Origin of the sequence: Singulisphaera sp. GP187, assembly GCF_900129635.1 — a bacterium.
Taxonomy (GTDB): Bacteria; Planctomycetota; Planctomycetia; order Isosphaerales; family Isosphaeraceae; genus Singulisphaera.
This window is the reverse complement of sequence record NZ_FSRB01000002.1, coordinates 2,116,298-2,139,999: the sequence shown is the minus strand read 5'-3', so window position 1 is coordinate 2,139,999 and position 23,702 is coordinate 2,116,298. Positions and strand designations below refer to the sequence as shown.

The following is a 23,702-nucleotide window of genomic DNA, read 5'->3' as shown; positions in this document are numbered from 1 at the left end:
CTGACGAGACCTGAAGTCTCGAAGCTTCGGTTGATAACTCAATGCGAATCTTATGCCTTCGAGCGAAAATAAATTCGCTTGGTGAGCTCCGCCACGACGACGTAGAGTGCAACGATCGCTCCCAACGCCAACGGGTACACGGCTGGGAGCGTGCGGAACCCCAGAACCACCCCCAAGGGGGTGGAAGGGAGCAAAAGTGTCGCCCCCCCGACCAAGATCGTGCTCGCCAGCAGCGTCTTTCCCGGCCGGCTCGCGTAGAACGGCTTTCGGGTCCGGATCACCAGCACGATCACCGAGGCGGAAATCACCGACTCCATAAACCAGCCGGTCCGGAATTGACTCGGCGCGGCGTGGAGCATCACGAGCAAAACGCCGAACGTGGCGAAGTCAAAGAGCGAGCTGATCGCTCCGAAGACGATCATAAAATTGCGGATGTCACGGACGTCCCAGCGGCGGGGTCGGTCAGTCAGCTCGTGGTCAACCTCATCGGTGGCAATGGCCATCTCGGGCAAGTCGGTCAGCAGGTTCATGAGTAGGATCTGCTTGGGGAGCAGCGGCAAGAACGGGATGAAGAGCGAGAGGCTCGCCATGCTGAGCATATTACCAAAGTTGGCGCTCGTCGCCATGTAGACATACTTCAGGGTATTTGAGAACGCGACCCTTCCCTCCCGGACCCCTTCGATCAGGACGCCGAGGTCCTTTTCGAGCAGGACGATATCGGCCGCCTCTTTGGCAACGTCCACCGCCGAATCGACCGAGACGCCCACGTCCGCCGCATGCAACGCCGAGGCGTCGTTGATCCCATCCCCCAGGTAGCCCACCACGTTCCCTGCCTTCTTGAGAGCGAGGAGGACACGCTCCTTCTGGTTGGGTTCGACCTCGGCGAAAACCTCGATATCGCCAACCCGCCGAGTCAGGGCCTCGTCGCTCATCCGGGCAATCTCCGTCCCGGAGAGCACTTCAGACCCGGCCAGCCCAACCATCCGGCCCACAGTGGCGGCGACGAGCCGGTTGTCTCCCGTCAGAATCTTGAGTGCGATCCCGAGCTGACGTAACGTTCGGATCGTCGCGTCGATGCCGGGTTTCGGAGGGTCATGGAGCACGAGGAACCCGAGAAAGGTCATCCCCTCCTCCTGATCTCGCAAGGGCGTTGAATCGTGTCCAAGGTCACGGTACGCCACCCCCAACGCGCGCGATCCACGAGCGCCGTACTCGACGTAGTGCCGCTCAATCTCAGGCCGGACCGAGGCGAGTTCCACGACCTCGCCCTCCGCCCCTTCGGCCCGAGTGCAGACCTCCAGGACATTGTTGAGAGCGCCCTTGGTCACCATCAAGCAACGGCCGTCGACCTCGACCGCAACGCTCAGTCGTTTTCGGATGAAATCATAGGGTGCTTCACCGAGCTTACGGTAGCGGGATAGGTCAAGGGATTTCGAGTCGCGGAGCGCTTCGTCGATCGGGTTGGAGAACCCCGCCTCGAACGAGGCGTTGAGGCAGGCATGGAACAGGACCTTCTCGCTCGGACGCCCCGCGCAATCCAAGGCCGCTTCGATCTGGACAACCCCCTCGGTCAGCGTGCCCGTCTTATCCGAACAGAGGACGTTCATGCTGCCGAAATTCTCGATCGACGCGAGCCGCTTGACGATCACCTTGCGCCGAGCCATCGCCCGCGCTCCATGCGCGAGATTGACGCCAATGATCACCGGCAGCAACTGAGGGGTCAGGCCGACCGCCAGCGCCGTGGAAAAGAGCAGGGCATCCAGCGCCGGGCGTCCCTGGACGACGTTGATCGCGAAGATAATCAGGACCAGGACGAGCGTGAACTCCATCAGCAGGTAACCGAACCGGCGAACGCCGCGCTCGAATTCAGCCTCGGGCCGTGTCTGGTCGATCCGCTGCGAGATCCGGCCGAACTCGGTCTGCTCCCCGGTGTGGACCGCGATGACCGTGGCCGTGCCGCTGACCACATGGGTGCCCCTGAAGAGGCTGTTTCGTCGCAGTCCGAGTGCCGTATCCTCGGCCTCCACGCCCGCCGCTTTCTCGACCGGGTAGGTTTCCCCGGTCAGTGTCGCCTCATCGAGGTGGAGGTCCTTCGACTCCAGGATCAGACAGTCGGCCGGAACGATATCGCCGGCATTGAGCACGACAAGATCCCCGGATACGACCTCCTCAGCCGGCACTTCGACCTCCGCACCAGCCCGGATGACCGCGGCCTTGATCCGGACCCGAGCCAGCAGCGCCTCCACGGCGTCGGCCGCTCCATTTTCCTGCCAGAACCCGAGGAAACCGCTCCCCAGCACGATCGCGATGATGATGAGCGCATCGGTGTCCTGGCCCAGGGAGGCGGAGAGGCCGGCGGCGGCGACCAAGATCAGGATGATCGGACTCTTGAACTGCGAGCCGAGCAAGACCAGTCTGCCATGCCGAGCCCTTGGCCGGCCCAGGCTCTCGCTCCAGAGTATCAATCGCCGCCCCGCCTCGTCGGGAGTCAGGCCTTGCCGCCCCGACCGAAGGCGTCGCAGCAATTCCTCAGAAGTGAGGCTCCAGAACCTTGCGGTCCGGTCGCGATCGAGCCGGGGCAGATTCGGAGTTGGATTCAGGCCAGGCTTCCCATTCCTCCCCACGCGCGAATCGTCACGGTTGTTCTTCGTTTCGGAGCGATCGTCATCCGTTTTCCCAGATCGTCGCTTCGGCACACGGACTCCTCTCGAGTGCGGACTCCCCTCGGTTGCGTTCCGTGGAGTGATCGTCGTCCCACCTATACCAACGTAGGGTGACAGAAGTTCTTTGGCAAACACAAGCCTCAGTAGCGCATTCTCCGAGACAAGAGAGTCGAATAAAGCCCGAAACATGGAGACTGTCGCCACGTTACCGAGGGCACTTCGTCCGTCGAAAGACGGGGAGCGGACGCTCCCCGCTCGCCTTTGTCAGGCGAGCGAAGACCAACGACCCAGGGACGGCACCGATCGTGGTGCAATGGATTTCGCTCGCCTCTGATAGGCGAGCGGGGAGCGTCAGCTCCCTGTCTGTGGGCCTTCGCGTGGAGTGGCACTTTTGACACTGTGGCAGCGGCACCGGGTTGATGGATCCGGTCGGAAAACCCGGTCACGTGACGACCGTATCGATCATTCCCAGTAGAAGCCGATCCGGGCGCACCCGGCCAGGTGGTCAGCCACCTCCTCGTCGTCCGGGTACTCGGAGAGTCCGGACCCGCCAAGGTGGGTCCGGATGGAGCCGAGCCGACGCGCCAGGCCGACTGGGTCGGCGACCGGCGCGGCGAATTGAAGTTCCAGCGAATGCGACTCGCACCCGATCAACGTGAACGGATAATCGCGTTCCATCGCCTTCAGGTCACGAATCGTGAAAGCAGGACAGACCCATCCCCAGTCGGTCCCCGGGCCGCAGACGGCGGCGATAACGACATAGGGGTCGTCGGTCGGCAGGAGGCCAATCGTCTGCCGCTCGAAGTCGAAATCGTCACCGTAGCATGAGGTCCGCACCGGGAACGCGCCGCGGCGGCGCCAATCCTCCTGCTCGGCGAGCAGTGCCTCGGCAACGTCGCGGGTCGTGTGGAACTGGGCGCCAATCGTCGGCCCGGTCGGGAGCTCACCGCTTTGTCGCATCCGCTGGAAGTCGCGCCGCGTCGGCCGGTCGGTCCAAGGCTGAGGCTCGAGGCCGTAGCGCCCGGCGAAGGCTTCGACTTGGGCCCGGAACCCAGGGGCGCGGGCCGCCCTGGCGAGCGTCCGTGCCTTCAGGTAAGCCGCGCTCACGAAGTCCCTGCCCGCGCCGGCCTCAACCAGCAGGCAGGCGATCTCGGGCTGGCCAAGGTCCAGCGCGTACCAGAGCGGCCGGTTGCCGCAGTCGTCCTCCCGGTCGACAGCCGCGCCGGCCTCAACCAAGGCGCGGACGATCGCCAGGGTGCCCCGGTCGTGGGGGCCTTCATCGTCCAGCCTGGAGGAGTCGTGCAGCGCGTTCTCGTCGGCCCGACTCGCTTCGCCGATGGCGACCATGAGGGGCGTCTCCCGCTCCTCGTTGCCGTGCCGCCGGGAGCCAGTGTCGGGGTCGGCCCCGGCGCGGAGCAGCAGACGGACGACCTCCGCGCCCTTCGCCTCGATCGCCATCAGCAGAGGCGTGGCGTCGTCGGCGTCGCGGACGTTCGGGTCGGCCCCGGCGACGAGCAGCGTCTCGACGACCACGACGCTCCCCCGCTCCGCGGCCAGCAGCAAGGGGGTCTTCTTCCCGGCCAGCCGGGCGTTCACGTCGGCCCCCGCCTCCAAGGCAGTCTGAACCGCCGTTGCGTCCCCTGCCTCGATGGCCTTCCGCAAAACGCCCAACATCGACCGACCGCCCCGGGGACGATCTCCCGTCTTGGCCCGCAGCACCCGGGCAAGCGCTTCGTGCCCGGCGCGGCGGGCGACGGCCTCAGGTGTCAGGCCGTCGCCGTCCGCGGCCAGGGGGTCGGCTCCGGCGGCGATCAGAAGCTCGACCGCCCCGGCGCGTCCCCCTTGGGTGGCCCAGTGCAGGGCCGTCCGGCCGTTCCGCTCGTCGCGGGCGTCGACCTCCGCCCCCGCGTCCAGGAGAGCGCGCACGATGTCCTCGTGCCCCTTCTCGACCGCATGCATCAAGGCGGTACGGCCGTCGGCCTGGTCGCGGGCCTCGACGTCGGCCCCGTGGTCGAGCAGCAGGCCGATCATCTCCCGGTCTCGTGCCCAGGCCCGGGCCAACACGTCGGGGTCCTTGTGCCAGCCGACCATCGACGCCGTGCCGTTGCCCGCAAGGCGGATCAACGGCGTCTCCCCCTTCGTCACACCGTCGGGCCGACCCTCCGGGCTCGCCCCGCGCTCCAGGAGGAGGCGGAGCACGGCCGGGCCGCCGAACATCACCGCCAACGCGATGGGCGTCGAACCCTCGCGGTCGGTGGCGTTCGGGTCGGCCCCGGCGTCGAGGAGGAGTTGCACCAGGCCCAGCGCCTTGTGGCAAGCCGTCGCCAGGGCCGGCGTGCCGTGCTCGTCGCGGGCCGAGGGGTCGAAACCCTCGTCGAGCAGCCGCCGCACGAGTTCGTCCGAGCCGGACCAGACCGCCATTGTCAGCGTCTGCGGCTCGAGCTCGATCCCCCGGGCCGACAGGGCATCGTGCAGGACGAGCGCCGCCTCGACGTGCCCGCCCATCGCCGCCAGGGACAGGTCGTGGGGCCGGGGTATCGCGCCCGCCTCCAGCAGGGCGCGGACGCAGTCGGCGTGCCCCTCGGCGGCCGCGTCGCGGAGCGGCATCCCACGCTCGCGGTCCTTGAGATTGACCTTCGCTCCAGCCGCAATCAGGTCGCGGACGATCGCCGCGTGGCCGGTCCCCGCGGCGTGGAATAAGGGGGTCCGATTCTCGTCGTCAAGGGCATTGGGGTCGGCCCCCGCCATCAGCAGGGCCGCGGCCACGTCGCGCCGCCCCTCGCGTGCAGCGACGGCCAGAGGGATTTTCCCGACCTCCCCCCGCCGGCCCCCGCCGGCCCCCGCGGTCGGTGCCCCGGCGGCCATCAAGGCATTGGCGATCGCGTCATGCCCCCGCTCGATCGCCAGTGCCAACACCGACCGGCCGGCGTCGCCGAAAGTGCCGGGGCCGCGGTCACGATACGGGTCGAAGTCACCGAAGTGCTCCTGCGCTTCACAACGCAGGATGTAATGATACTTAAACGTGTCGGGGATAGTCGCCCCCGAATCAACCCCCGCGGCAAGCAACTCCCGCACGGCCGGCTCGTCCCCCCGGCGCACGGCCGCGACCAGCTCGTAAGCAAGGAGGAGCGACTCCTCATCCTCGGCGGGGGGCGCGGCCGAACGCAGGCGCCGCGCGGCCTCGGCATTGCCGCTCGCCAGCACGAGGGCCAGCGGGGTGAATCCGAGTGAATCCCTCGCCGTCGGGTCGGCCCCCGCGGCGAGCAGGTCGACGACGAACTCTGGCTCCTCTCGGCAAGCTGCGAGGTGCAGGGCCGTTGCCCCGCCGGGCAGGGCCTGGGTCGCGTAGGGCTCCTTCTTCTTGCCCGTAACCGCGCAGTTCGGGTCGGCCCCGGCCGCGAGCAGGCTGTGTACGCCCGCTCGGTCCCCCTTGGCGACAGCGCGCAGCAGCGGCGTGAGCCGGCGCGAATCCTCGGCGGCGAGGTCGGCGCCGCCGGTAACCAGCACCGTGATGATCTCGGCCTGGCCGCGGTCGAAGGCCATCTCCATCACCCTGCTGTCGAGGAACTTCGCACGGGTGTCGGCGCTGGCGGCGAGCAGCGCACGCACCGTTTCGGCGTTGCTGTAACGGACCGCCAGGTGCAGGGGAGAAAAGGCCGGCCAGCTCTCGACCGCCGTCAGGTCTGCCCTGGCCTCGACCAACGCCCGTACCGCGCCGGCCTGGCCGAGCAGCGCGGCGACGCCGACCGGCCGCATGTGATAGTGACCCACCGGGTCGAGGTCGGCGCCGGTCCGAATCAGGGCGTGGACGATTGCTGCATGATCGAAGGCCGCGGCGTAGGCCAGGGCCGTGAAGCCATCGCGGTCGCGCCGGTTGACGTCGGCGCCGGCGGCGAGCAGCCACGCAACGACCGCCTCGTGCCCTGCGGCTGCGGCGGTCATCAGGGGGGTCGGACCGTCCGGGTTCCCCTTTCTCCGCTCTCGGACCGTTGCCTGGCCGTACAGTAGGGGCCAGACCCGATCGATCAGGCCCCGGCGGCAGACGACCGGCAGGATCGGCTCTGCCGGCGGATCATTCGAATCCTCGCCGGGCGGTAGGGCCGGTGCGTCGACCTCGGCTCCTGCCTCAACCAGGGCCCGCACCGCGGCGAGGTGCCCCGCCTCGGCCGCGAGCAGGAGCGGCGTTCGTCCTTCGTCATCGCGGACCTCGGCAGAGGCTCCCGCGTCGATCAAGTCGCGGATCGTCGCCGCGTCGCCGCACCGTGCCGCGTCGTGGAGGATCATTGCAATCATCTCCTACAGCGGTTTACCAACGCATGGCGCACGCTCACGCCGATTTTAGCCCCAACGGGGCTAAAACCGGTATGGGCGAGTGCATCGCGTTGGTAAACCGCGGGAGTGAGGACCGAGGGCGACAGCTCTCGATCCTGGCCAACGATTCAGGGGACTTGATCGACCTCAAAAGGCGTCGCTGCTGATCACTTCGCCGCCGCCAATTGTCCCCAGGCTCCACCAGGTGGTCTGATTGGTTGAGTCCTTCATGAACTGGACGTGGCCGTCGGCCATGAGCACATTCACTCCACCGGAATGGTAGCTATCCGCGTTGCTGATATTCGAGCACGCCCCGGATGCGAGAAAGCCGCAGTAGGCCCACTCATCCGATTCGCCGTTGGGTGGGACGATGGTATTGAACAAGGTTGCGCACATCCCTCCCTGGCACCAATTGTCGCCGCGCTGGAGGTCGGGAGTCTTTGCCAAGGTGTTCCAGGTCTGTGAGCACGCCGCAATGCCGGCCTTCACGCCGGCCGGATTCGTGAAAGCGTTGTATTGGACGGCCCCGGTCGCTCCGGTCTGGAGCGGGACGCCGACCAGTCCCACCAACTTCGATTTCGGTCGTGCCGACGTGCTCCCCACCGTCGATTCGGAATAGGCGATGGTGTTGGACGTCCCATCAATGACGCTGGCGATCGTCTTGGATTGCTGGAACGCGAACAGCCCGGTGGTCGGGACCGTGGCCAGGCTCGGCGTCGCGGTATTGGTATTCGAGCCGCTACCGCCGAGGATGTCGGTCGTGGCCCCGATGGAGGCGAAATAGCAATTATTGCCCGCGGTGCCATCGTTCGCCAATGTCGGCCCGTTGGGATCCGAGGGGCAGAGGAACGTAAGCACCTGCGTGTGAAAGACGGTGTAGTTGGGGTACGCAGTCGGATAGCCCGTCGAATCGCAGGTAAAGTTGAAGTTGATCGCGTTATAGAGCGCAGTCTGCTCCAACAGAGGGAGCAACGACGCGTGAGAACTCCAGCACTCCTTGGCCTGGTAAGTCATCGTCGCCGGCGCGAGCACACCGCTGCCGGACCCCATCGGGAAGCTGTTGTTGACATTATGGTAATTGTGGAGCGCAAGTCCGAACTGCTTCAAATTGTTGACGCACTGCGATCGCCGGGCCGCCTCTCGCGCCGCCTGGACGGCGGGGAGCAGCAGGGCAATCAGAACGGCGATAATGGCGATCACGACCAGCAGTTCGATCAGCGTGAAACCTCGCCTCTTACTTCTCATCGGGGAACCCCCTCGGGATTGGAAGAGAAGGAAAGAATCATGGACGCTGTCTGACCTCAGTGGGCGCATCAAGCCGCTTTCGCAGATCGCGAGTGGCCTATGAAGGGAGAACTGGCCTTAATCGTTAACCGAACATCATTTTTTATCGCTCATCTGAACATGAATAAGAAATACTCCATCTCAGCGGAGCGTGCAGGACCGCGACAATCGCATCATGTGGCGATTGCCGTGGGCAACGAATGGCCTGAAATTGGCTCTGGCTCCTCGTAGAATCCATACTCACCAATTTCATATTCGGAACCGAAGTTCCGATATTTCAAAGCAGCGGAACGAAGGAAGAGGATTGCTCCTCCCCAAGTGGCAGTCAAAATTCGAACAGCGGGCATGGGTTTCAAGCCGCCAACACCCGTTGAGGCCCGGGGGACAAATCATTCCATCGGCTCGTTTGTGTGGTCAACCTTTCTGCAATTTTGGGAGATGAGGTCCGCGGGGTCTTTGAAACACGACGGCCGGCGTCTGCGCTCCCGAATCCTACCCCCATTATGTATTTGCAGAGAACTTACTCGACTCGGTGGCCTCTAGTATGAGACGAATATACGTCAGGCGTGTGAAACTGATCAATCTCGGTTCGATTCTTTTTCAGATTTTTTTTCGGACGGGGGTCCAGCGACGTCGGCAGTCCCCAAGTTTCACGCAGTTTTGGGACTGCGAGTCCTTGGATCCTGGGAGCGAGCCGTGCCAACCCTGACGTCAACTCAAAATGCGACTTTGTCTAATTGTGATTCAGAAAAGTAATCTCTGCGGCATGCAACGCCGAAGGGGCGACCGTTCCTACCTAGGACTCGCGCCCTGGGTCGTAGGAATGGTCGCCCCTCCGGGGCTGGCAAAGTCGGGAAAATCGGTGAGTATCGTCACGTTGCCGGGTTTTCTGCCCGGCGTTGGGTAGGTGGCCCGGACAAAGTGTTGTCCGAGCGGCGAGACCGCGCACCGATCCGGGGATCAGCCCCCCGCGGGACCAGCGGTCCGACATCGAAGCCCCAAACCTGATGGGGACTCGCCTGTCGGCCATGGAACCATTCCAAGTTGATCGATGACCATCGATCCCGTGAAGGCTCAGGAATTCGACCGGGCAAGTGGAACCGGGACAGCTCAGAGAGACGTACTGCGTTCGGGGAGCATGGGTTCGATTTGGTCGGGAATCCGGGCCACACACCGGCAAAACGCCTCGTGGTTCGGTCCGGCCTCGGCCATCGCATTGAGGAACTCGGTCGCGTCGGCAATGGCTCGATCGATCAACTCGTGACGCCAGTTGCTTTGAGCATTCTCCCGCGCACATTTCAAATGCTTAACAAGTAAGGCGACCCCGTCCGCGACCGAGCCGCACTCGGCCCTGATCTCTGGAAAGTCACTGTGATGCACACGCGTCGTGTGCACCGAACAACTCGCACAGAGCGCGTCTTCCACGATCAAGTGACACTGGTCAGTCCGCATGGCAAAATTCTCCGCGAAACCAACAATCTCCTGGAGTCATCTTGCACGCACTTCTAGTGCCGTGGACTCTCGGCCCGCGATCCATCCGCTCCCGTTCGCCCAAGCTTCAGGTCGGTTGGGTTGGAGACAACCGAAGGGGCAGGGGAGGGAACCTTCACGTTCAAAGGAGCAGACAACGGGGCCAAGTTCCGCCGGGGTGCCTGATGAGCGAACAGAACCACCGTGCCACAACGGGCGCCATCGATCATGATTGGTTCGTTCAACTTGCGACTCAGGACCAGCTTCGCGCCCAGTTCCCCTCCGGGGATGCGAACGGGCTCGATGCCTCCCATGGCTGGAGCGTCCGTGCCAACGCGTTCGACCCGGTCGTGTCCAGAGTTCCCTCCGCCTCGTGGCCGAGCGGCGAACGGCCCGCGGGCGCGACGACATCAATATGATTGACAACCTGGTTCACGCCTTCGATTTCGGAGACGATCGACTGGGCGACCTGCTTGAGGTAGTAGGTGGGCAAACGCCCGCGCAGCCACAAAGTCCCCGCGTGGGATTCCGACGAAACGGAAACGTCGCGCAGAGCCAGGTAACCACTCTCGCAAAGTCGACGCTCGGCCTCATGGCCAAGGCCGACTTCAAGCGATGGCCCCGGGCGTGCCTGTGGTTCGCGATCACTGGTTGGACTCAATGAAATGGTCATGGTGCCTCCTCCTGTCCCCCCAAGGGATGGAGAACCATCGCTGGGGACCCGGGGCGGCAGCCATTGCCGCGGTGTGCTGGACCGGAACGCAGAACGCTCCGGGTCTCCGTTCGTCGGAAATGCGGGCAAGGCGCAAACAAACGGCCCCGGCCTTGCCTCAATTCGCAGGGCGGGGCCACCATAGCCTCGAGCCATTACCCCTCACGAGCAATGACAAACTCATCGTAACGGCGCAGTCAGCATGTGTCAAGCGGGCATGATTCAAAGGTCTTTAGTCTTCCCGGGCGGCGGCGGCTGAGCTTCTCCAATCCGTTAGAACTGTTTTCCTCAGCCCAGGACTTCGAGTAGATTGGTCTTTATCGGTCGGATGGTTCGCGACGGACAATCCGACCCGGGTCAAGTGAGCCCACGCAACCGCCCCAGGCGGGGAGGGGGCAATGTTTTGGAATTGAAAGGGAGCGGCGTGTGGGCCTGAGGTCTTGGGAATGAACCCGGATCGGCTCTTCGATCGTTACCGGGAGTTGCAGTCCTACGTGGGTTGGACCGACGAGGATGCTCGGCGAATCGGGGCCGTCGCCGCGCGGCTCGATCCTGAACTCCCCGCCCTCATCAATGACTTCTACAACCAGATCGAGCGCCATCCCGCGGTCCTCAAAGTGATCACAGGCGGCCAAGCCCAGATCGACCGCCTCAAGTGCACCTTGCTGCAGTGGGTCCGCGAGTTGCTTGCCGGCCGGTACGACGCGTCGTACGTCGAGCGCCGCTGGCGGGTCGGCTGGCGCCACGTCGAAATCGGCCTCGACCAGGTCTACACTAACGTGGCTCTATCCCGACTCCGCTCGGGCCTGGACCGAATCCTCCAGGGGAGGTGGGAGGGAGATCTTTCGCTGCTCAAGGAAACGAACCGCTCCTTGAACACGCTGCTCGACCTCGACCTGGCCATCATCGAGGTGGCCTATCAAGCCGAATCCGCGTTGCGACTCCAGCGCACCGAGCGACTGGCGACCCTCGGCCAGGTCGCGGGCGGGGTAGCCCATGAGTTGCGTAACCCGCTCAACGTGGTCAAAACCTCGGTCTATTATCTCCTCAACGGCCCAAGCCCAACGCCCGAGAAACTCGCCGAACATTTGCTCCGGATCGATCGGCAAGTGGGGTTGGCCGACGGCGTGATCACGACGCTCGCGAACTTCGCCAGAATGCCTATGCCCAGCCTGCGGCCGACTCTCGTGGCAGCTTGTGTGAATGAGGCACTCGAGGCCGACCCACCGGGGCCTGGCATCAAGGTCGAAGTCGAGCTGCCTGCATCGCTCGCCCCCGCGCTGGCGGACGCGGACCAACTCCGAATCGTCTTCGGCAACCTGATCCGCAATGCGCGCGATGCCATGGCCCCGAGCGGCCTGCTGACGATCTCAGGCCGTGAGGTCGACGGAACCGTGGAGGTGGCGATCGCCGATACGGGGGTCGGCATCACGACGGCGGATCGGCTCAAGATCATGGAACCGCTTTACTCGACCAAGCCGCGCGGGCTGGGCCTCGGCCTTGCCATCGTCCGGACGATCCTTGATAAGTGTGGAGGAGGGTTGCGAGTGGAGGGCGAGCCTGGCCTTGGCAGCGTTTTCACGGTGAGTCTGCTGGCGTCCCCCTCCCCGAGCGAGACTGGGCCGGTCCGACTCGATCGCAGGCCGCCCTGACGGGAACTTGACGTTGACGCTCAAGGTGGGTCAAGGGCGCCGACGCCGACAACGATCAACCATGGGACAACTCGCGGCGGTTGGAGACCCTGGAGCCATTGACCAAGGTACCGAAGTCAGCAACAATGGAAACGGTGAGATCACTTCACATCCTGGTCATTGAGGATGACGCGGACACCCGGGCCAACCTGCGCGACATCCTCGAGTTGGACGATCATCGGGTTGAAGTGGCCACGTCGGCCGCCGAGGCCATGGCACGGGACAACTGGGCCTCGATCTCGGCCATCATCCTCGATCGCAGGCTCCCCGACACCACGGCCGACGAGTTGTTGCCCCGGCTCAGGCGGGTAGCGCCCGACGCGGCCGTCATCATCGTGACCGGCTATCTCGACCTGCAGGGGGCGGTCTCGGCGTTGCGCCACGGGGCGACCGACTACATCCTCAAGCCGATTGACCCGGACGACCTCCGTACCAGGCTTGGACGAATCGCCAAGATTCAGGGGACCGGCGACAAACTGAAGCGGCAGGCAGAGATCATCCGGTCGCTCCTCGAAAACGCCACCGACGCCATTATCGTCGTGGACGTCCAGGGCAGGGTCTTGCTCTCCAACCCGGCTGTCGAGCGGCTCATCGGACCGCTGAGGGTGGGCGCTCCCCCCGAGGAATGGGGCGCGCTGGGGAAGGCCTACCGACCCGACGCCGCGTCCACGGATTCGCGCCGGGAACCGCCGCTCGCCCGAGCGCTGAGGCGCGAACCGGTCACCGACGAGGAGGTGTTCGTCAGGCGGTTGGAGCCGCACTCGGGTCGCTGGATGAGCGTGAACGCAAGCCCGATCTGCGTCGACGGAGTCATCAAAGGCGCGGTCATCATTTATCGCGATATCACCGAGCGCAAGCGGGCGGAGGAGGAACTGCGTCGCGAGCGCGACCTCGCGGAAGGCCTGATCGACGCGGCCCCGGCCGTGGTCGTTCTGCTCAGTCCGGAGGGCCGGATCGTCCGCTACAACCACTTTGCCGAGGATCTCTCCGGCTACCGCGCAGAGGAAGTCCTCGGCCAAGACTTCTTCGAGACCCTCTTACCTCGTCGCGATCGGGTTCGGATCCGGGAAGTCTTCCGAAAGACCCTCGACGAGGTCGAAACTAACGGCACGGCCAACGCGATCGTGACCAAGAGCGGGCGAGAGCGGGAGATTCGCTGGTCCAATCGCGTCCTCAAGAATGCCGAGGGGAAGATTGTCGGCGTCCTCGCACTCGGGCAGGATTTCACAGACCTGAAGGAGGCTCAGGAGCGGGCTCTGCATGCGGAACGCCTGGCCGCCATCGGCGAAATGGTCGCCGGCCTGGCGCACGAGAGCCGCAACGCGCTCCAGCGGAGCCAGGCCTGCCTCGAAATGCTCGCGCTCCACGTCCAGGACCGCCCCAAGGCAATCGGCCTGATCGACCGTCTCCAGCAAGCCCAGGATCATCTCCACCACCTCTACGAGGACGTCCGCGGCTACGCGGCCCCAATTCGGCTCGAGCGACGTTTGTGCAAGCTCGCTGAGATCTGGCGCGAGGCCTGGGCCGACCTGAAGCCTCAATGGGCAGGGCGGGCGGTCACTCTCGTGGAGTCGGGTGAAGATCCCGACCAGCGCTGTGCGGTCGACCCGTTTCGCCTCGGGCAAGTCTTTCACAACATCCTCGAGAATGCGCTCTCCGCATGCGTGGACCCGGTCAAGATCGAGGTCGGCTGTACACGAATCGAGGTCGACGGAGTCCCGCTCCTCCGCGTCGCCGTCCGTGATAATGGCCCGGGAGTCGGGCCGGAACACCGCGAGCGGATCTTCGAGCCCTTTTATACGACCAAGACGAAAGGGACCGGCCTGGGGATGGCGATCGCGCGGCGGATCATTGAGGCCCACGGCGGACAGATCGCCGCGGGCCAAGCCGCCGGCCAGGGCGCCGAGATTGTGATCACTTTACCGCAAGGAGAGCCATGAACCAATCATTGCGGATTGCCGTTGCCGACGACGAACCCGACATGCAGGAATACTTCAGGACGATCCTGCCCCGGTTGGGGCACACGGTGATCGCCGTGTCGGGAACCGGTCGAGACTTGGTCGAGCAGTGCCGTGCCAGCAAACCGGACCTAGTGATCACTGATATCAAGATGCCCGATATGGATGGCATCGACGCCGCGGCGCTCATCTACAAGAGCTCCGCGGTCCCCGTGATCCTGGTCTCCGCCCACCATGACCCGGCCACGATTCGCCGCGCGGAGGCCGACTTCGTCATGGCGTTTCTCGTCAAACCGATCAAGCAGGCCGACCTCGAGCCGGCGATCGCGATCGCCATTCGCCGCTTCGACCAGTTCCAGGCCCTGCGCAAGGAGACGGCCGACCTGAAACAGGCGCTCGAAGATCGTAAAACGATCGAGAAAGCCAAGGGCATCCTGATGAAGAAGGCGAATCTCGACGAACACGATGCCTTCCGTCGGCTCCAAAAGCTCGCCAGCGACAAGAACAAGAAGCTGATCGAGATCGCCCGAATCATCCTGACGGCGGAGGAAGCTTATGGGAGCATCTGATCGAGAACCATGCTCATTGTCTTTAAATGACGACCGTGATATCATGCATCACGAGATTCCGGACCACGCTCGTAACCACCGTGAATCATCGAGTGGCGCATGGAAATCATGGGGACCGGCATCGTCGTCACGAAATCGGTGGAGGCGGCTCATGCGCTATGCGGCCGGTCACAAGGCCCGGACTCGCGCGAAGATCGTCCAGGCGGCGGGAAAGGTCTTCCGTCGTGAGGGGTATCACGCGGCGGGGATCGACATGGTCATGGAGGAGGCGGGCCTCACGGCCGGCGGGTTCTACGCCCACTTCCCCTCCAAGGCGGCGCTCTTGGCCGAGGCCCTCGCGCCCGCCGCGGCCGAGGCCGGCGTCCCGCACGACCAGGAACTCGAAGGCGAGACAGGCCGCACCCGAACCGAAGCCTTCATCGATCGCTATCTGGCCCCTCGGCACATGAGAGACACTGAGGGCGGCTGCCCACTCCCGGCCCTGGCCTCCGAAGTTGCCCGCACGGGCGGGCCGGTCAAAGCAAGCTTCGAGGCGATCGTCCGCGACCTCGCTGCCCGGCTGAAAGATCAGGCGGACGGGGAACTCTCGGAGGATCGAGCCCTGGCAATCCTCGCCCTCTGCGTCGGCGGGCTCGGTGTCGCCCGATCGGTCCAGGACAAGGCCCTCGGCGAGCGAATCCTCGCGTCCTGTCGTGACCTGGCCAAAGCGAGCCTGGTTACCCTACCTGCGCCGCAAACATCGGCCGCGACACGTAACCGTGAAACCGACCAATAATCCACAGACAAGAATATTTTGTATTCGTTTACGAACCAGCAACCGTCCTCTTGGTTTCGCGGCCCGAGTTCACTGTTCAGGTCGCGTGCTATTGACTGCATGCTGTTGAACTTGCCGAGGAATCCCTCCGGAACTCTCGCTGGAGAAGCAATCGAGCGAGTCGAGCCCGTAGGTCAGGGCGGGAGCTCCCGCCCCTACCGAGTGCCTTTCGGTTCAACTCGACGCCAGCAACCCGTCCCAAGCCCCGGGGCTCACGCGTGAGTAATAGCGGCCGTCGCTCCGGACCACGTCGAGGGGACAACGGTAGACGGTCGAGAGCAGGTCGGACGTGAGCACCGCTTCAGGAGTCCCTTCCGCGGCGATCTTCCCTTCGTCAAGGACCATGACCCGCGACACCGCTGGCGGGAGTTCTTCCAGGTGGTGCGTGATCAAGACGACCGTTGGGGGATCTTCGCCGGCGCGGAAGAGCGACTCAATCGTCGCCAGCACCTGCTCTCGGGCCAGAAGGTCGAGACCCGCTGTCGGTTCGTCGAGCAAGAGCAGGCGGGGCTTACGAACCAAGGCCCGCGCAATCAAGCAGCGGATCCGCTCGCCGTTGCTCAAGGTCTGGTAGGGGTGTCGGCTGACCGACCGGAGCCCGACCACGCCGAGGAGTCGTTCCGCCTCCGCTTGGGCCTCGGCGGGGGCTTCGCGATAGAGCCCGACCGTCCCGAACGCCCCCGTCAAGGCGACCTGGAACGCCGTCATCTCGGAGGCGGGTTCGGCCTGTCCGATCGGCTGAACGAGGCGGATCGACTCGCGGAGCGCGTGCAGATCCACCGCGCCGAATGGCTCGCCGAGGACGGAAACTTCCCCCTCGGTCGGCCAGAGGTAGCCCGAAATCACCCGAGCGAGCGAGCTCTTGCCGCTCCCGTTGGGCCCGAGCACGGCGACACACGCCCCACGAGGCACCGTCCAGTCGACATCCTTCAAGATCCAGCGGTCCCCCTTCCGCACTCCCACACCGCGGGCGACGATCGCGAACCCATCCGAATGGCCGGCGCCGGCCCCCTCCGCTGCACTTCGATCCATAATCTTGGCCTTCAGTCCCGTCACACAAGCATGTTTACGATTCAATCGGATCCGGTACGAGCGCGAACCGGACATCGATCCGAGGTTTCCCCGATGAGACGAGCGGCCGTTCCTTTGTTCGCTCATCCTCGACCGGTAGAGTCGTTGTATTGAAGGACTTGGGGCCGCCGCAGTCAAGCGGGGGAGTCAACGGCGAGCACGATTTGAGGAATCGTCTCACACGGGATTCCCGTACACAGAGGGTTCTTGTGTTTTGCCCAGGCTACCCAGGGTCAGAAAAGCAATACGCAAACACGCCCAAATTTGCTACCATGCTGCCCCGACCAAATGGACCGCTCCGTCTTGAAGGCTAGTAACAATGAGGATCAAAAGCTTCTCAATAAGTAGGTTGATGGCGGTGGTGGGCATCGTCGCGCTGCACCTGGCGGTCGCTCGCCGTCTTGCTGCCTATGACAACAGACTCATGGTAGGGGTCATGCCTACCGCGATCGTGTTGCAGGTTGCACTGTTCCGCCTGATCCGTGCACAGGAGAGGAGGCGGGCGTTCTGGACCGGATTTCTTACGGCCGGCTTTCTCATGATGCTGTCATTCGGCTGGGCCACGCGATTCTCCACACCGCTCAAGACCACGTATAATTATACCACGGACACTCTTACCGTGGGCGCCGGGGTTCCCGGGTACTTCAGCGCCGATCAGATGCGCGCAATATAGAACGGTTATGCCAATGGGGTCGTCGGTTGCTTCCCGGGCCTGGCACAATATCGACTCGTAACCGCAGTCGTATTACTCATGCCGCAAATGCTGGCGGCGTTGGCATGTGGTCTCTTCGCGTGGCTGGTCAAGGGGAGAGCGGAGTTGTCCCGAAGCGAGTCGAACACAAAACATTCTGCTTAGCTCAAATCACAAACAAATCGTTATTCAAATGGTTTTTGGAGAACACGACTTCTGCCAAGAACCGCGTGCATGACTTTCCTGACTCTCGACCCCAAAAAACGCGGGGAGCCATTCAGGCTCCGCCGCGTTCAGGAGCACTCGATCAAACTTCGAGAAGCTCCAAAAGGCTCGCGTTGCTCAGGGCTTTTTGTCAGCCGAACCGGCCGCCTTGGGGGCTGCTTTGAATTCCTCAGCCGTCACCCGCGAGACCGTGCGGTCGAGGTGGAGGACATAGCCGCCCTTCTCCGGGACCTCCTTGCCATAGGCGAGAATCTCGGGAGCCGGCGACTGGCCAGGCTCTTCCTTGGTGTCGGGCAAGGCCGCCCCCCACTCGACCAGGATATTGCCGTTGCGCACCTCGGCCATCGCCGGAGAGGCCATGGTCTGCAAGACCTTCATGTCATCCATCTTGCGAGGCGGTTGCTTCTTGGAGATCGAGTACATTCGATAGTCTTCGGCGAAACTCTGGAGGTTGAGCGTTTCGTCCGGAGTCCCCGCAACCTGCGCTCCTTCGCCACCGCAACCCGACATCAGGCTCATGAGGACCAAACCGAGTCCGAGCCGTTGCCACCGATCCAATCCTCGCATCAACAGATTCCCCTTGATGAGAAGCGAGGGCGAGGATCGAATTCCTCACCCTTTGCTCATGATGTCAGTAAGACCGAACGCCAACAATCGCGACGGAGGGTCGATGGCATGGACGCGTCGACTCAGTAAGAGTCGGAGCTGATGACCTCGCCCGCGCCCTTGCTGCCCAACGCCCGCCAGGTGTTGAGGTTGATCGAGTCTTTGATGAATCGGACCGAACCATCGCAAAAGCCCGTGTTCACCCCGCCGGAATGGTAGCTCCGGGCCGCACCGTGGATTTGGGTATAAGTGGCGAGGTCCGCGCAATCCCACAGCTTGTAGTTAGGCGGGACGGTATGGGAGTAAGCACTCGTCGAAGGAAGATCACGATAGTACATCTGGGCACGATAACGAATCCGAGTCTGGGTTGCGAACGTCCGGCAATCGTCCGGCGGATCGATGGTCGACGCCCCAGTAAAGCTCGCTGCAGAGGTGTAGACGTTTAGGACATCCGTCGTGGGCATCTCGGTCGTCAGGTTCATATCGGCGCGGGATCGCTTGGTTTCCGAGAACAAGGCGGTATTGCTCGTGCCGTCGGTAATTTCGGAGATCCGGACTCCCAAGCAAGCCCGGTAGTTCGGATTCTTGACGGTCTGCGCCACGTCGGAATACTGGGATTCCGACGTGTTCAGACGAATATTCGTAATGCCGGCACGGCCTGAATTCGCTTCTTGATAGGTTGCCGAGCCAAGCTGCTGGCAGGGCGTGTTGCCAAGGCTCCCGAAGTAGTTGTTGTAGCCGAGACCACCGGGAGAGTACTGACGAAACTTCGTGGTATTCGGATCGGACGGGCAGACATAGGCCGAGACCACCTGGTACATCGCCGTAAGTTGAGCGCCTTGGCCGGTCCCGACGCCGAGCTGCATGTTGAACGAAGAATAGGCGGCCGCTTGCTCCATGTACTGGAGCATGACCGCCGCCGTCGACATCCGCGTAAAGTCCGTGCCCGCGCTCGGGTATGGCCCCGTACCCGGCGGCATGTTACTGAAGGTCGACTCGAAATTGGCGGCGGCCAAGCACATCTGCTTCAGGTTGTTCGTGCACTGCGAGCGGCGAGCAGCCTCGCGGGCGCTTTGCACGGCGGGGAGGAGCAGGGCGATCAAGACCGCGATGATCGCGATCACGACGAGCAACTCGATCAGTGTAAAACCGCGATAATGACGAAATCTTCTCATGGTCGAATCCTGATACTGAGGGAAATGAGGTACGCGGGTGTGAAGCCTTGGGGAGTAAGGACCCAAGGCTTAGGTTGAAGATCGCGAATCAGGATTCACGACGATCAAGAGCGGAAGGAGGCGCGATTCAGAATCGGCCGAAGCAACCGGGCAACCAACGAGCGAGTCGTCAAAACCATCGCGGCAATTCATCAAGCCGGGAAAGCGGCGTCTACAAGATTTGCCTGAGAGCGACGATTCTGACCGAACTCGCTCCGAGAGTTTTGGGAAACACTCGGAGAATCCCGGATGCACGGGAGAGGATTGCATCCGGAACCATGATCTCGAAGGACCCGAAAGTCCCATCTTCAACGGGCGTCTGTTCAAGACGCCAACGATCGACTAATGCGGCGACGAATTAAAGTCATCCCGATTTGACCAAACCAACAAAAACTAGTTAATCAAGTGTAGGAGCCGGAGGGTCTGATGTCAAGATTTCCTCGGCGAGGTCGTTGACGCGTTGACGCGACCCACCATCCCCGCTTCTCGCGAGCCAACGTCTTTCATGCTTGAATTCGATAATCTTGGACTCTTCAGCCAACAGGCCCTGCATTGATTGCCCTGGCGATCCCGGAATCCCGCCGATCCAGGTCGGTCCGCCCATGCCGTGTCCCTTGTCGAGAGAGTCACCGCCTCCCTCAAGTTCGGCGGGGGTCGCGCGACCGGCGTTCGGGCTTGGCCTCACCCCAGGTCGACGATGAAGGCTTCCGGCGCCACCGCCTCGACGAGGGTCCGCGCGAGGTTAACCCAGGCCACGCAACGGTCGAGGACGGCGGAATCGGCCGTCACGATCGGGTCACCGGGAGTGGCCAGGAGGGCGTCGGGGTCAGGCACAACCTCGGCATGCCAGTGGGCGTCCTCCGCCCGGATCATTGCGGCGAGCCGGCCGCTGTTCGAGACCGGGGCATCGAGCAACCAGGTGCATGGTCCGACGCCCCACTCCGCCAGCCTCCGCGCCGCCAGAGCGAGGACCGGCCGCGTCTCCTCCACCCGGCGATACGTCCCGTGCACACCGGCCAGGTCGCGGAAACAGCCGTCGCGACCACCCAGCACGACGCCGCCCCCGAGGGCCGACTCCAGAGTCAGCACCAGGTTGAACCCGTCAATCCGCAGCCGACGGCCCCGAACCGCATCGAGGTCAACCCGACTTGCCTGGCGGCGTGCCAGGGCCTCGTCGGAACACGCCGAGCGAAGTACGGCCATCCGTTGCCGCGTCACCAAGTGATAGCGGTCACCAACCAACTTCAATGCCGACACCTCGGCGTAGCCCCGCGAGAGCAGCCACGACAGATCGGCCACGGCCGCCGCGAGGGCCGGCCGCGCCTCGGGGCCAAACCAGACCCGGTCTTCGGGACCGGGACCACGGTGCGTTCGAGTGTCGGGCACGACTCCACTCCTCGCTCGGAATGAAATTCCAGTGAGAGGATCCGAAACCCACCCTAACCGAGCCGGGCAGGGGGCGACCACAGTCAAGAGTGACTCGAAACGCCGAGGATCCATTCAATCCTTGTCGACTCGTCCATGACCCGAAGGACGCTTTTGCGGAAACGGACGGATGGGCGAAGTGTAATGTTCGTGAGGGTTCGGTCCCAGAAGTCGGCTGAAGAAGCCTGGGATTCCGACGTGTGATCCGTCGAAAAACCTCAGGAGTAGACTCACACCCGGAGGGATCATGCTGAAAAACATCCGTCTGGAACGCCCCTTGGCCGTGATTGACCTGGAGACCACCGGCACCGATACCCGGAATGACCGCATTATCGAAGTCAGCGTATTGAAGCTGGCCCCCGGCGGTGAACTCGATCATCGGACCCGTCGCGTGAATCCGGGGGTGCTCATCCCGCCGGAGGCCACCGCGATCCATGGCATCACCGACGACGACGTGGCCGACATGCCCTCGTTTCGAGGGATCGCCCCGGGCCTGAGCCGATTCCTCGACGGCTGCGACCTGGCCGGCTTCAACGTCTTGAACTACGACTTGAAGTTGCTGGTCGCGGAATACAACCGAATCGGCCTGAACTTTCCCGTGGCCGGACGCAAGGTCGTTGACGCCTGCAAAATCTTCCACAGACGCGAGCCAAGGGACTTGACGGCCGCCTACCGATTCTATTGCGGCCTCGCCCACGAAGGAGCCCACGGGGCCGCGGCCGACGTGCTGGCAACCGCCGAAATCCTTGATGCACAGGTCGTCCGCTATGACGACTTACCCAGGACGGTGGACGGGCTCCATGGATACTGCAACGACCCGTGCGCGCTGGATATGGGCGGAATGTTCGGCAGGGACGAAGACGGTGTGATCCTCTTCATCCGCGGAAAATACAAGGGGCGATCGCTGAACGACATCGCCCAGTCCAAGCCGGACTATCTCGAGTGGATCCAGCGGGAAGACTTTTTCGACGACACGAAAGGGATCGCCCGCGACGCCCTCAAACAGGCCAGCTAAACCGATAAGGATTCTTAGATTTATGTGGCCGTATTCTGGACCGAGACCCTTGAGAACCGGGGGTCGGAGCGGGGCGCTCAACCGCGGTCCTCTCGGGCCAGATAGCGTTTCCAGAGCGTCCCCAGCGCCAGCGCGGCCCCGGCGGCAATCCGTAAGTCCACCACGTCCGAGACTTCCGAACGGCCCGGATTGATCTCCACGGTCGGGATGCCCGCCCTCCGCGCCCGCAGCACCGGCGCGGCGATGTACGGGAAGACGCTGCTGGTACCGACCGAAAAGACGAGGTCGAAGCCCCGATCCAGCTCGCGTTCCAGCACCGCCAGCTTCTCGGCCGGTAGCTCCTCGCCAAAGAGGACGACGTCGGGTCGAACGACCGCCGCGCAGCGAGGACAAAGTGGCACATCCAGATCGGAAAAGTCCTCGACTTCCTCCCGATAATCGCAACGGGTGCAGATGAGGACGTGCAGATCGCCGTGGATGTCAATAACCTGGCGCGAGCCGGCGTGGCGATGGAGCCCGTCGACGTTCTGAGTCAGGACCCAGACCGCCGCGAACTGGTCTTCCATCGCGGCGATGACCCGATGAGCCTGGTTCGGCGACACCCCTCGGCAAGCCTGCTCCAGCTCGATAAGGTACTCCCAAGTGACTTCGGGATGCCGACGCATCATCGGGCCGGACAGGACCTCCTCGATCGCGTGGCCGTGGCGGGTGAGGTGGGCGTCGCCGTAGAGCCCGCCGACGCCGCGATAGGTCGGCAGCCCGGAGTCGGCGGAGAGCCCCGCGCCGGTGATGAAGAGCAGACGCCGGTCCGGCCGAAGCAGTCCGACCACCTGGTCGATCACCTGAGAGTCGGCCTCGGTCAAGGTCATGGTCACCTCGAGGATCATCGGGAGCGCCGCCAGGCCGCAGAGGGAATCTGAGACTCCGGACCTGGTGATCGATTCCGGTCAACCGCTCGCCTTGGTGAGCGACGGGATCGGAACATAGTAAGTCATATAAATTCGGCCATCCGAATAGGGTCGGCCCTGCGGGTCTTCGACCAAGACGGTCGCGCGCTTGGTGATCCGGTTGACCACACCGACCCGCTGCCGTCCCTCGTGCTCGAAGCTGACCCGGTCCCCGAGCCGGACCTGGTACACCGCGGCGGCGCGCTCGCGCGGTGTCACGAGGTCGTGGGTCGCCCCCTCGTGGCCGAAGATCCGCCGTGACAGCGCATGGAAGTTCGCGGCCGAGCAACTCGACTGGCCCCAGGCGAGGAATTCGGCCAGGTGAAGCAACTCGTGCTCGAAGATGCGCTGGAGGATCTCCAGCCGGTCGCCACACACCAGCCCACCGACGGTGACCGGTCGCCCCGGCTCGCGGAAGTTCTGGAACAGCAGCATGGTCGAAACCGCGATCTCGTACTCGACCCGGTCGACAACTCCGGCGGGCGTCCGCCGTCGCTCCCGGCGCACGTAGGTCTTGCCGGCCGCTCTGGTCATCCGAGTCGAGGGCCGCAAGGCCACCTCGCCCACGCCGTCCTCGCGGAGCATCCGATCCAGCAGTCCGTCGAAAAACCGGGCGTCGTAGAGATCGAAGAGCAGGCGGAGATCCACGGAACCGAGCGCGGTGAAGTTCCCGACGCGGACGTGCTCCGACCCGTGGAGCATCGCATCATAGATGTGCCGGTTCCTCCGCGCCACCTCGTCGGCGGTGTGGTGGAGCGACCAGAGACGATCCGGTCGATCCAACGGGGGTGTCATGGGGCGTGACGGAGGATCATGTCGGCTCATGGGATGTCTTCAGTTGGGCTTCAGGAACATTCGAGGGCCAACTCCACTATTTCAGGCGAGGTGATCGGAGGATGCAAGCCCAGCGGTTTCACAAGCTCGGGTTATGACTCGCCGGTATGGCGTTGCGCACGAGCCAACTTGCCAAGAAGAAGGGACGCTTCGACGGCTTCCGCTCGGGGCTTCGATCCCCCCCCTGGCGGGAACAGAGACG

General features: G+C 63.7%; 17 protein-coding genes. 6 read left to right on the top strand and 11 right to left on the bottom strand.

Going from position 1 to position 23,702, the window contains the following annotated elements; translation table 11 throughout:
• Window positions 1-50 precede the first annotated feature (50 nt).
• The 5 genes from mgtA to BUS42_RS32815 form a co-directional block, all read right to left on the bottom strand.
• Window positions 51-2,696 (bottom strand): magnesium-translocating P-type ATPase, encoded by a 2,646-nt coding sequence (mgtA, locus tag BUS42_RS32835; RefSeq protein WP_216821106.1) that lies wholly within the window; start codon window positions 2,694-2,696, stop codon window positions 51-53.
• 429 nt (window positions 2,697-3,125) lie between these two features.
• The gene (locus BUS42_RS32830; protein ID WP_074314165.1) at window positions 3,126-6,947 is read right to left on the bottom strand and encodes an ankyrin repeat domain-containing protein; all 3,822 of its coding nucleotides are present in this window, start codon (window positions 6,945-6,947) and stop codon (window positions 3,126-3,128) included.
• 174 nt (window positions 6,948-7,121) lie between these two features.
• Window positions 7,122-8,219: a DUF1559 domain-containing protein gene (locus BUS42_RS32825; RefSeq protein ID WP_074314163.1), complete on the bottom strand. Its 1,098-nt coding sequence runs from the start codon at window positions 8,217-8,219 to the stop codon at window positions 7,122-7,124.
• A gap of 1,149 nt (window positions 8,220-9,368) precedes the next feature.
• The gene (locus BUS42_RS32820) at window positions 9,369-9,710 is read right to left on the bottom strand and encodes a hypothetical protein (protein WP_074314160.1); all 342 of its coding nucleotides are present in this window, start codon (window positions 9,708-9,710) and stop codon (window positions 9,369-9,371) included.
• 271 nt (window positions 9,711-9,981) lie between these two features.
• Window positions 9,982-10,401: a BON domain-containing protein gene (locus BUS42_RS32815; RefSeq protein WP_074314158.1), complete on the bottom strand. Its 420-nt coding sequence runs from the start codon at window positions 10,399-10,401 to the stop codon at window positions 9,982-9,984.
• A 485-nt stretch (window positions 10,402-10,886) separates the two neighbouring features.
• Between BUS42_RS32815 and BUS42_RS32810 the strand changes: the two genes are divergently transcribed.
• From BUS42_RS32810 to BUS42_RS32790, 4 genes are all read left to right on the top strand, one after another.
• Window positions 10,887-12,092 (top strand): sensor histidine kinase, encoded by a 1,206-nt coding sequence (locus BUS42_RS32810; RefSeq protein WP_074314156.1) that lies wholly within the window; start codon window positions 10,887-10,889, stop codon window positions 12,090-12,092.
• 125 nt (window positions 12,093-12,217) lie between these two features.
• On the top strand, window positions 12,218-14,071 hold the full coding sequence (locus BUS42_RS32800) for a PAS domain S-box protein (RefSeq protein WP_083670912.1): 1,854 nt from the start codon (window positions 12,218-12,220) through the stop codon (window positions 14,069-14,071).
• Window positions 14,068-14,658: an ANTAR domain-containing response regulator gene (locus tag BUS42_RS32795; protein WP_074314154.1), complete on the top strand. Its 591-nt coding sequence runs from the start codon at window positions 14,068-14,070 to the stop codon at window positions 14,656-14,658. The genes BUS42_RS32800 and BUS42_RS32795 overlap by 4 nt, the downstream gene beginning before the upstream one ends.
• 151 nt (window positions 14,659-14,809) lie before the next feature.
• Window positions 14,810-15,433 carry a TetR/AcrR family transcriptional regulator gene (locus BUS42_RS32790; RefSeq protein WP_074314152.1) on the top strand — a complete coding sequence of 208 codons (624 nt, stop codon included), beginning with the start codon at window positions 14,810-14,812 and terminating at the stop codon, window positions 15,431-15,433.
• A gap of 213 nt (window positions 15,434-15,646) precedes the next feature.
• On the opposite strand, the gene BUS42_RS32785 is transcribed toward BUS42_RS32790, so the two are convergent.
• Window positions 15,647-16,504, bottom strand: a complete 858-nt coding sequence (locus BUS42_RS32785) for an ABC transporter ATP-binding protein (RefSeq protein ID WP_254053944.1) — start codon at window positions 16,502-16,504, stop codon at window positions 15,647-15,649.
• Between the two features lie 391 nt (window positions 16,505-16,895).
• Between BUS42_RS32785 and BUS42_RS32780 the strand changes: the two genes are divergently transcribed.
• A complete protein-coding gene (locus tag BUS42_RS32780; RefSeq protein ID WP_143206594.1) occupies window positions 16,896-17,216 on the top strand; it encodes a hypothetical protein in 321 nt (106 codons plus the stop codon).
• Between the two features lie 360 nt (window positions 17,217-17,576).
• Here the strand turns inward: BUS42_RS32780 and BUS42_RS32775 are convergent, their stop codons facing one another.
• From BUS42_RS32775 to BUS42_RS32765, 3 genes are all read right to left on the bottom strand, one after another.
• The gene (locus tag BUS42_RS32775; protein WP_074314143.1) at window positions 17,577-18,026 is read right to left on the bottom strand and encodes a hypothetical protein; all 450 of its coding nucleotides are present in this window, start codon (window positions 18,024-18,026) and stop codon (window positions 17,577-17,579) included.
• 122 nt (window positions 18,027-18,148) lie between these two features.
• The gene (locus BUS42_RS32770) at window positions 18,149-19,240 is read right to left on the bottom strand and encodes a DUF1559 domain-containing protein (protein WP_074314141.1); all 1,092 of its coding nucleotides are present in this window, start codon (window positions 19,238-19,240) and stop codon (window positions 18,149-18,151) included.
• Window positions 19,241-19,960: 720 nt separating this feature from the next.
• The gene (locus BUS42_RS32765) at window positions 19,961-20,665 is read right to left on the bottom strand and encodes a DUF434 domain-containing protein (protein WP_074314139.1); all 705 of its coding nucleotides are present in this window, start codon (window positions 20,663-20,665) and stop codon (window positions 19,961-19,963) included.
• 286 nt (window positions 20,666-20,951) lie between these two features.
• On the opposite strand from BUS42_RS32765, the gene BUS42_RS32760 reads away from it, so the two are divergent.
• A complete protein-coding gene (locus BUS42_RS32760; RefSeq protein ID WP_074314137.1) occupies window positions 20,952-21,719 on the top strand; it encodes an exonuclease domain-containing protein in 768 nt (255 codons plus the stop codon).
• A 77-nt stretch (window positions 21,720-21,796) separates the two neighbouring features.
• Here BUS42_RS32760 and BUS42_RS32755 read toward each other — a convergent pair whose 3' ends face one another.
• Window positions 21,797-22,588, bottom strand: a complete 792-nt coding sequence (locus BUS42_RS32755) for an NAD-dependent protein deacylase (RefSeq protein ID WP_074315598.1) — start codon at window positions 22,586-22,588, stop codon at window positions 21,797-21,799.
• Between the two features lie 78 nt (window positions 22,589-22,666).
• Window positions 22,667-23,491 (bottom strand): SprT-like family protein, encoded by an 825-nt coding sequence (locus BUS42_RS32750; protein ID WP_254053943.1) that lies wholly within the window; start codon window positions 23,489-23,491, stop codon window positions 22,667-22,669.
• Window positions 23,492-23,702: the final 211 nt, after the last annotated feature.

Coding starts and splice junctions, on each gene's coding strand:
- BUS42_RS32785 (WP_254053944.1), bottom strand. CDS start 16,504: ATGGATCGAAGTGCAGCGGAGGGGGCCGGCGCCGGCCATTCGGATGGG.
- BUS42_RS32770 (WP_074314141.1), bottom strand. CDS start 19,240: ATGAGAAGATTTCGTCATTATCGCGGTTTTACACTGATCGAGTTGCTC.
- BUS42_RS32825 (WP_074314163.1), bottom strand. CDS start 8,219: ATGAGAAGTAAGAGGCGAGGTTTCACGCTGATCGAACTGCTGGTCGTG.
- BUS42_RS32780 (WP_143206594.1), top strand. CDS start 16,896: ATGGCGGTGGTGGGCATCGTCGCGCTGCACCTGGCGGTCGCTCGCCGT.
- BUS42_RS32820 (WP_074314160.1), bottom strand. CDS start 9,710: ATGCGGACTGACCAGTGTCACTTGATCGTGGAAGACGCGCTCTGTGCG.
- BUS42_RS32760 (WP_074314137.1), top strand. CDS start 20,952: ATGCTGAAAAACATCCGTCTGGAACGCCCCTTGGCCGTGATTGACCTG.
- BUS42_RS32830 (WP_074314165.1), bottom strand. CDS start 6,947: ATGATCCTCCACGACGCGGCACGGTGCGGCGACGCGGCGACGATCCGC.
- BUS42_RS32790 (WP_074314152.1), top strand. CDS start 14,810: ATGCGCTATGCGGCCGGTCACAAGGCCCGGACTCGCGCGAAGATCGTC.
- BUS42_RS32795 (WP_074314154.1), top strand. CDS start 14,068: ATGAACCAATCATTGCGGATTGCCGTTGCCGACGACGAACCCGACATG.
- BUS42_RS32775 (WP_074314143.1), bottom strand. CDS start 18,026: ATGCGAGGATTGGATCGGTGGCAACGGCTCGGACTCGGTTTGGTCCTC.
- BUS42_RS32750 (WP_254053943.1), bottom strand. CDS start 23,491: ATGAGCCGACATGATCCTCCGTCACGCCCCATGACACCCCCGTTGGAT.
- BUS42_RS32755 (WP_074315598.1), bottom strand. CDS start 22,588: ATGACCTTGACCGAGGCCGACTCTCAGGTGATCGACCAGGTGGTCGGA.
- BUS42_RS32815 (WP_074314158.1), bottom strand. CDS start 10,401: ATGACCATTTCATTGAGTCCAACCAGTGATCGCGAACCACAGGCACGC.
- BUS42_RS32800 (WP_083670912.1), top strand. CDS start 12,218: ATGGAAACGGTGAGATCACTTCACATCCTGGTCATTGAGGATGACGCG.
- BUS42_RS32810 (WP_074314156.1), top strand. CDS start 10,887: ATGAACCCGGATCGGCTCTTCGATCGTTACCGGGAGTTGCAGTCCTAC.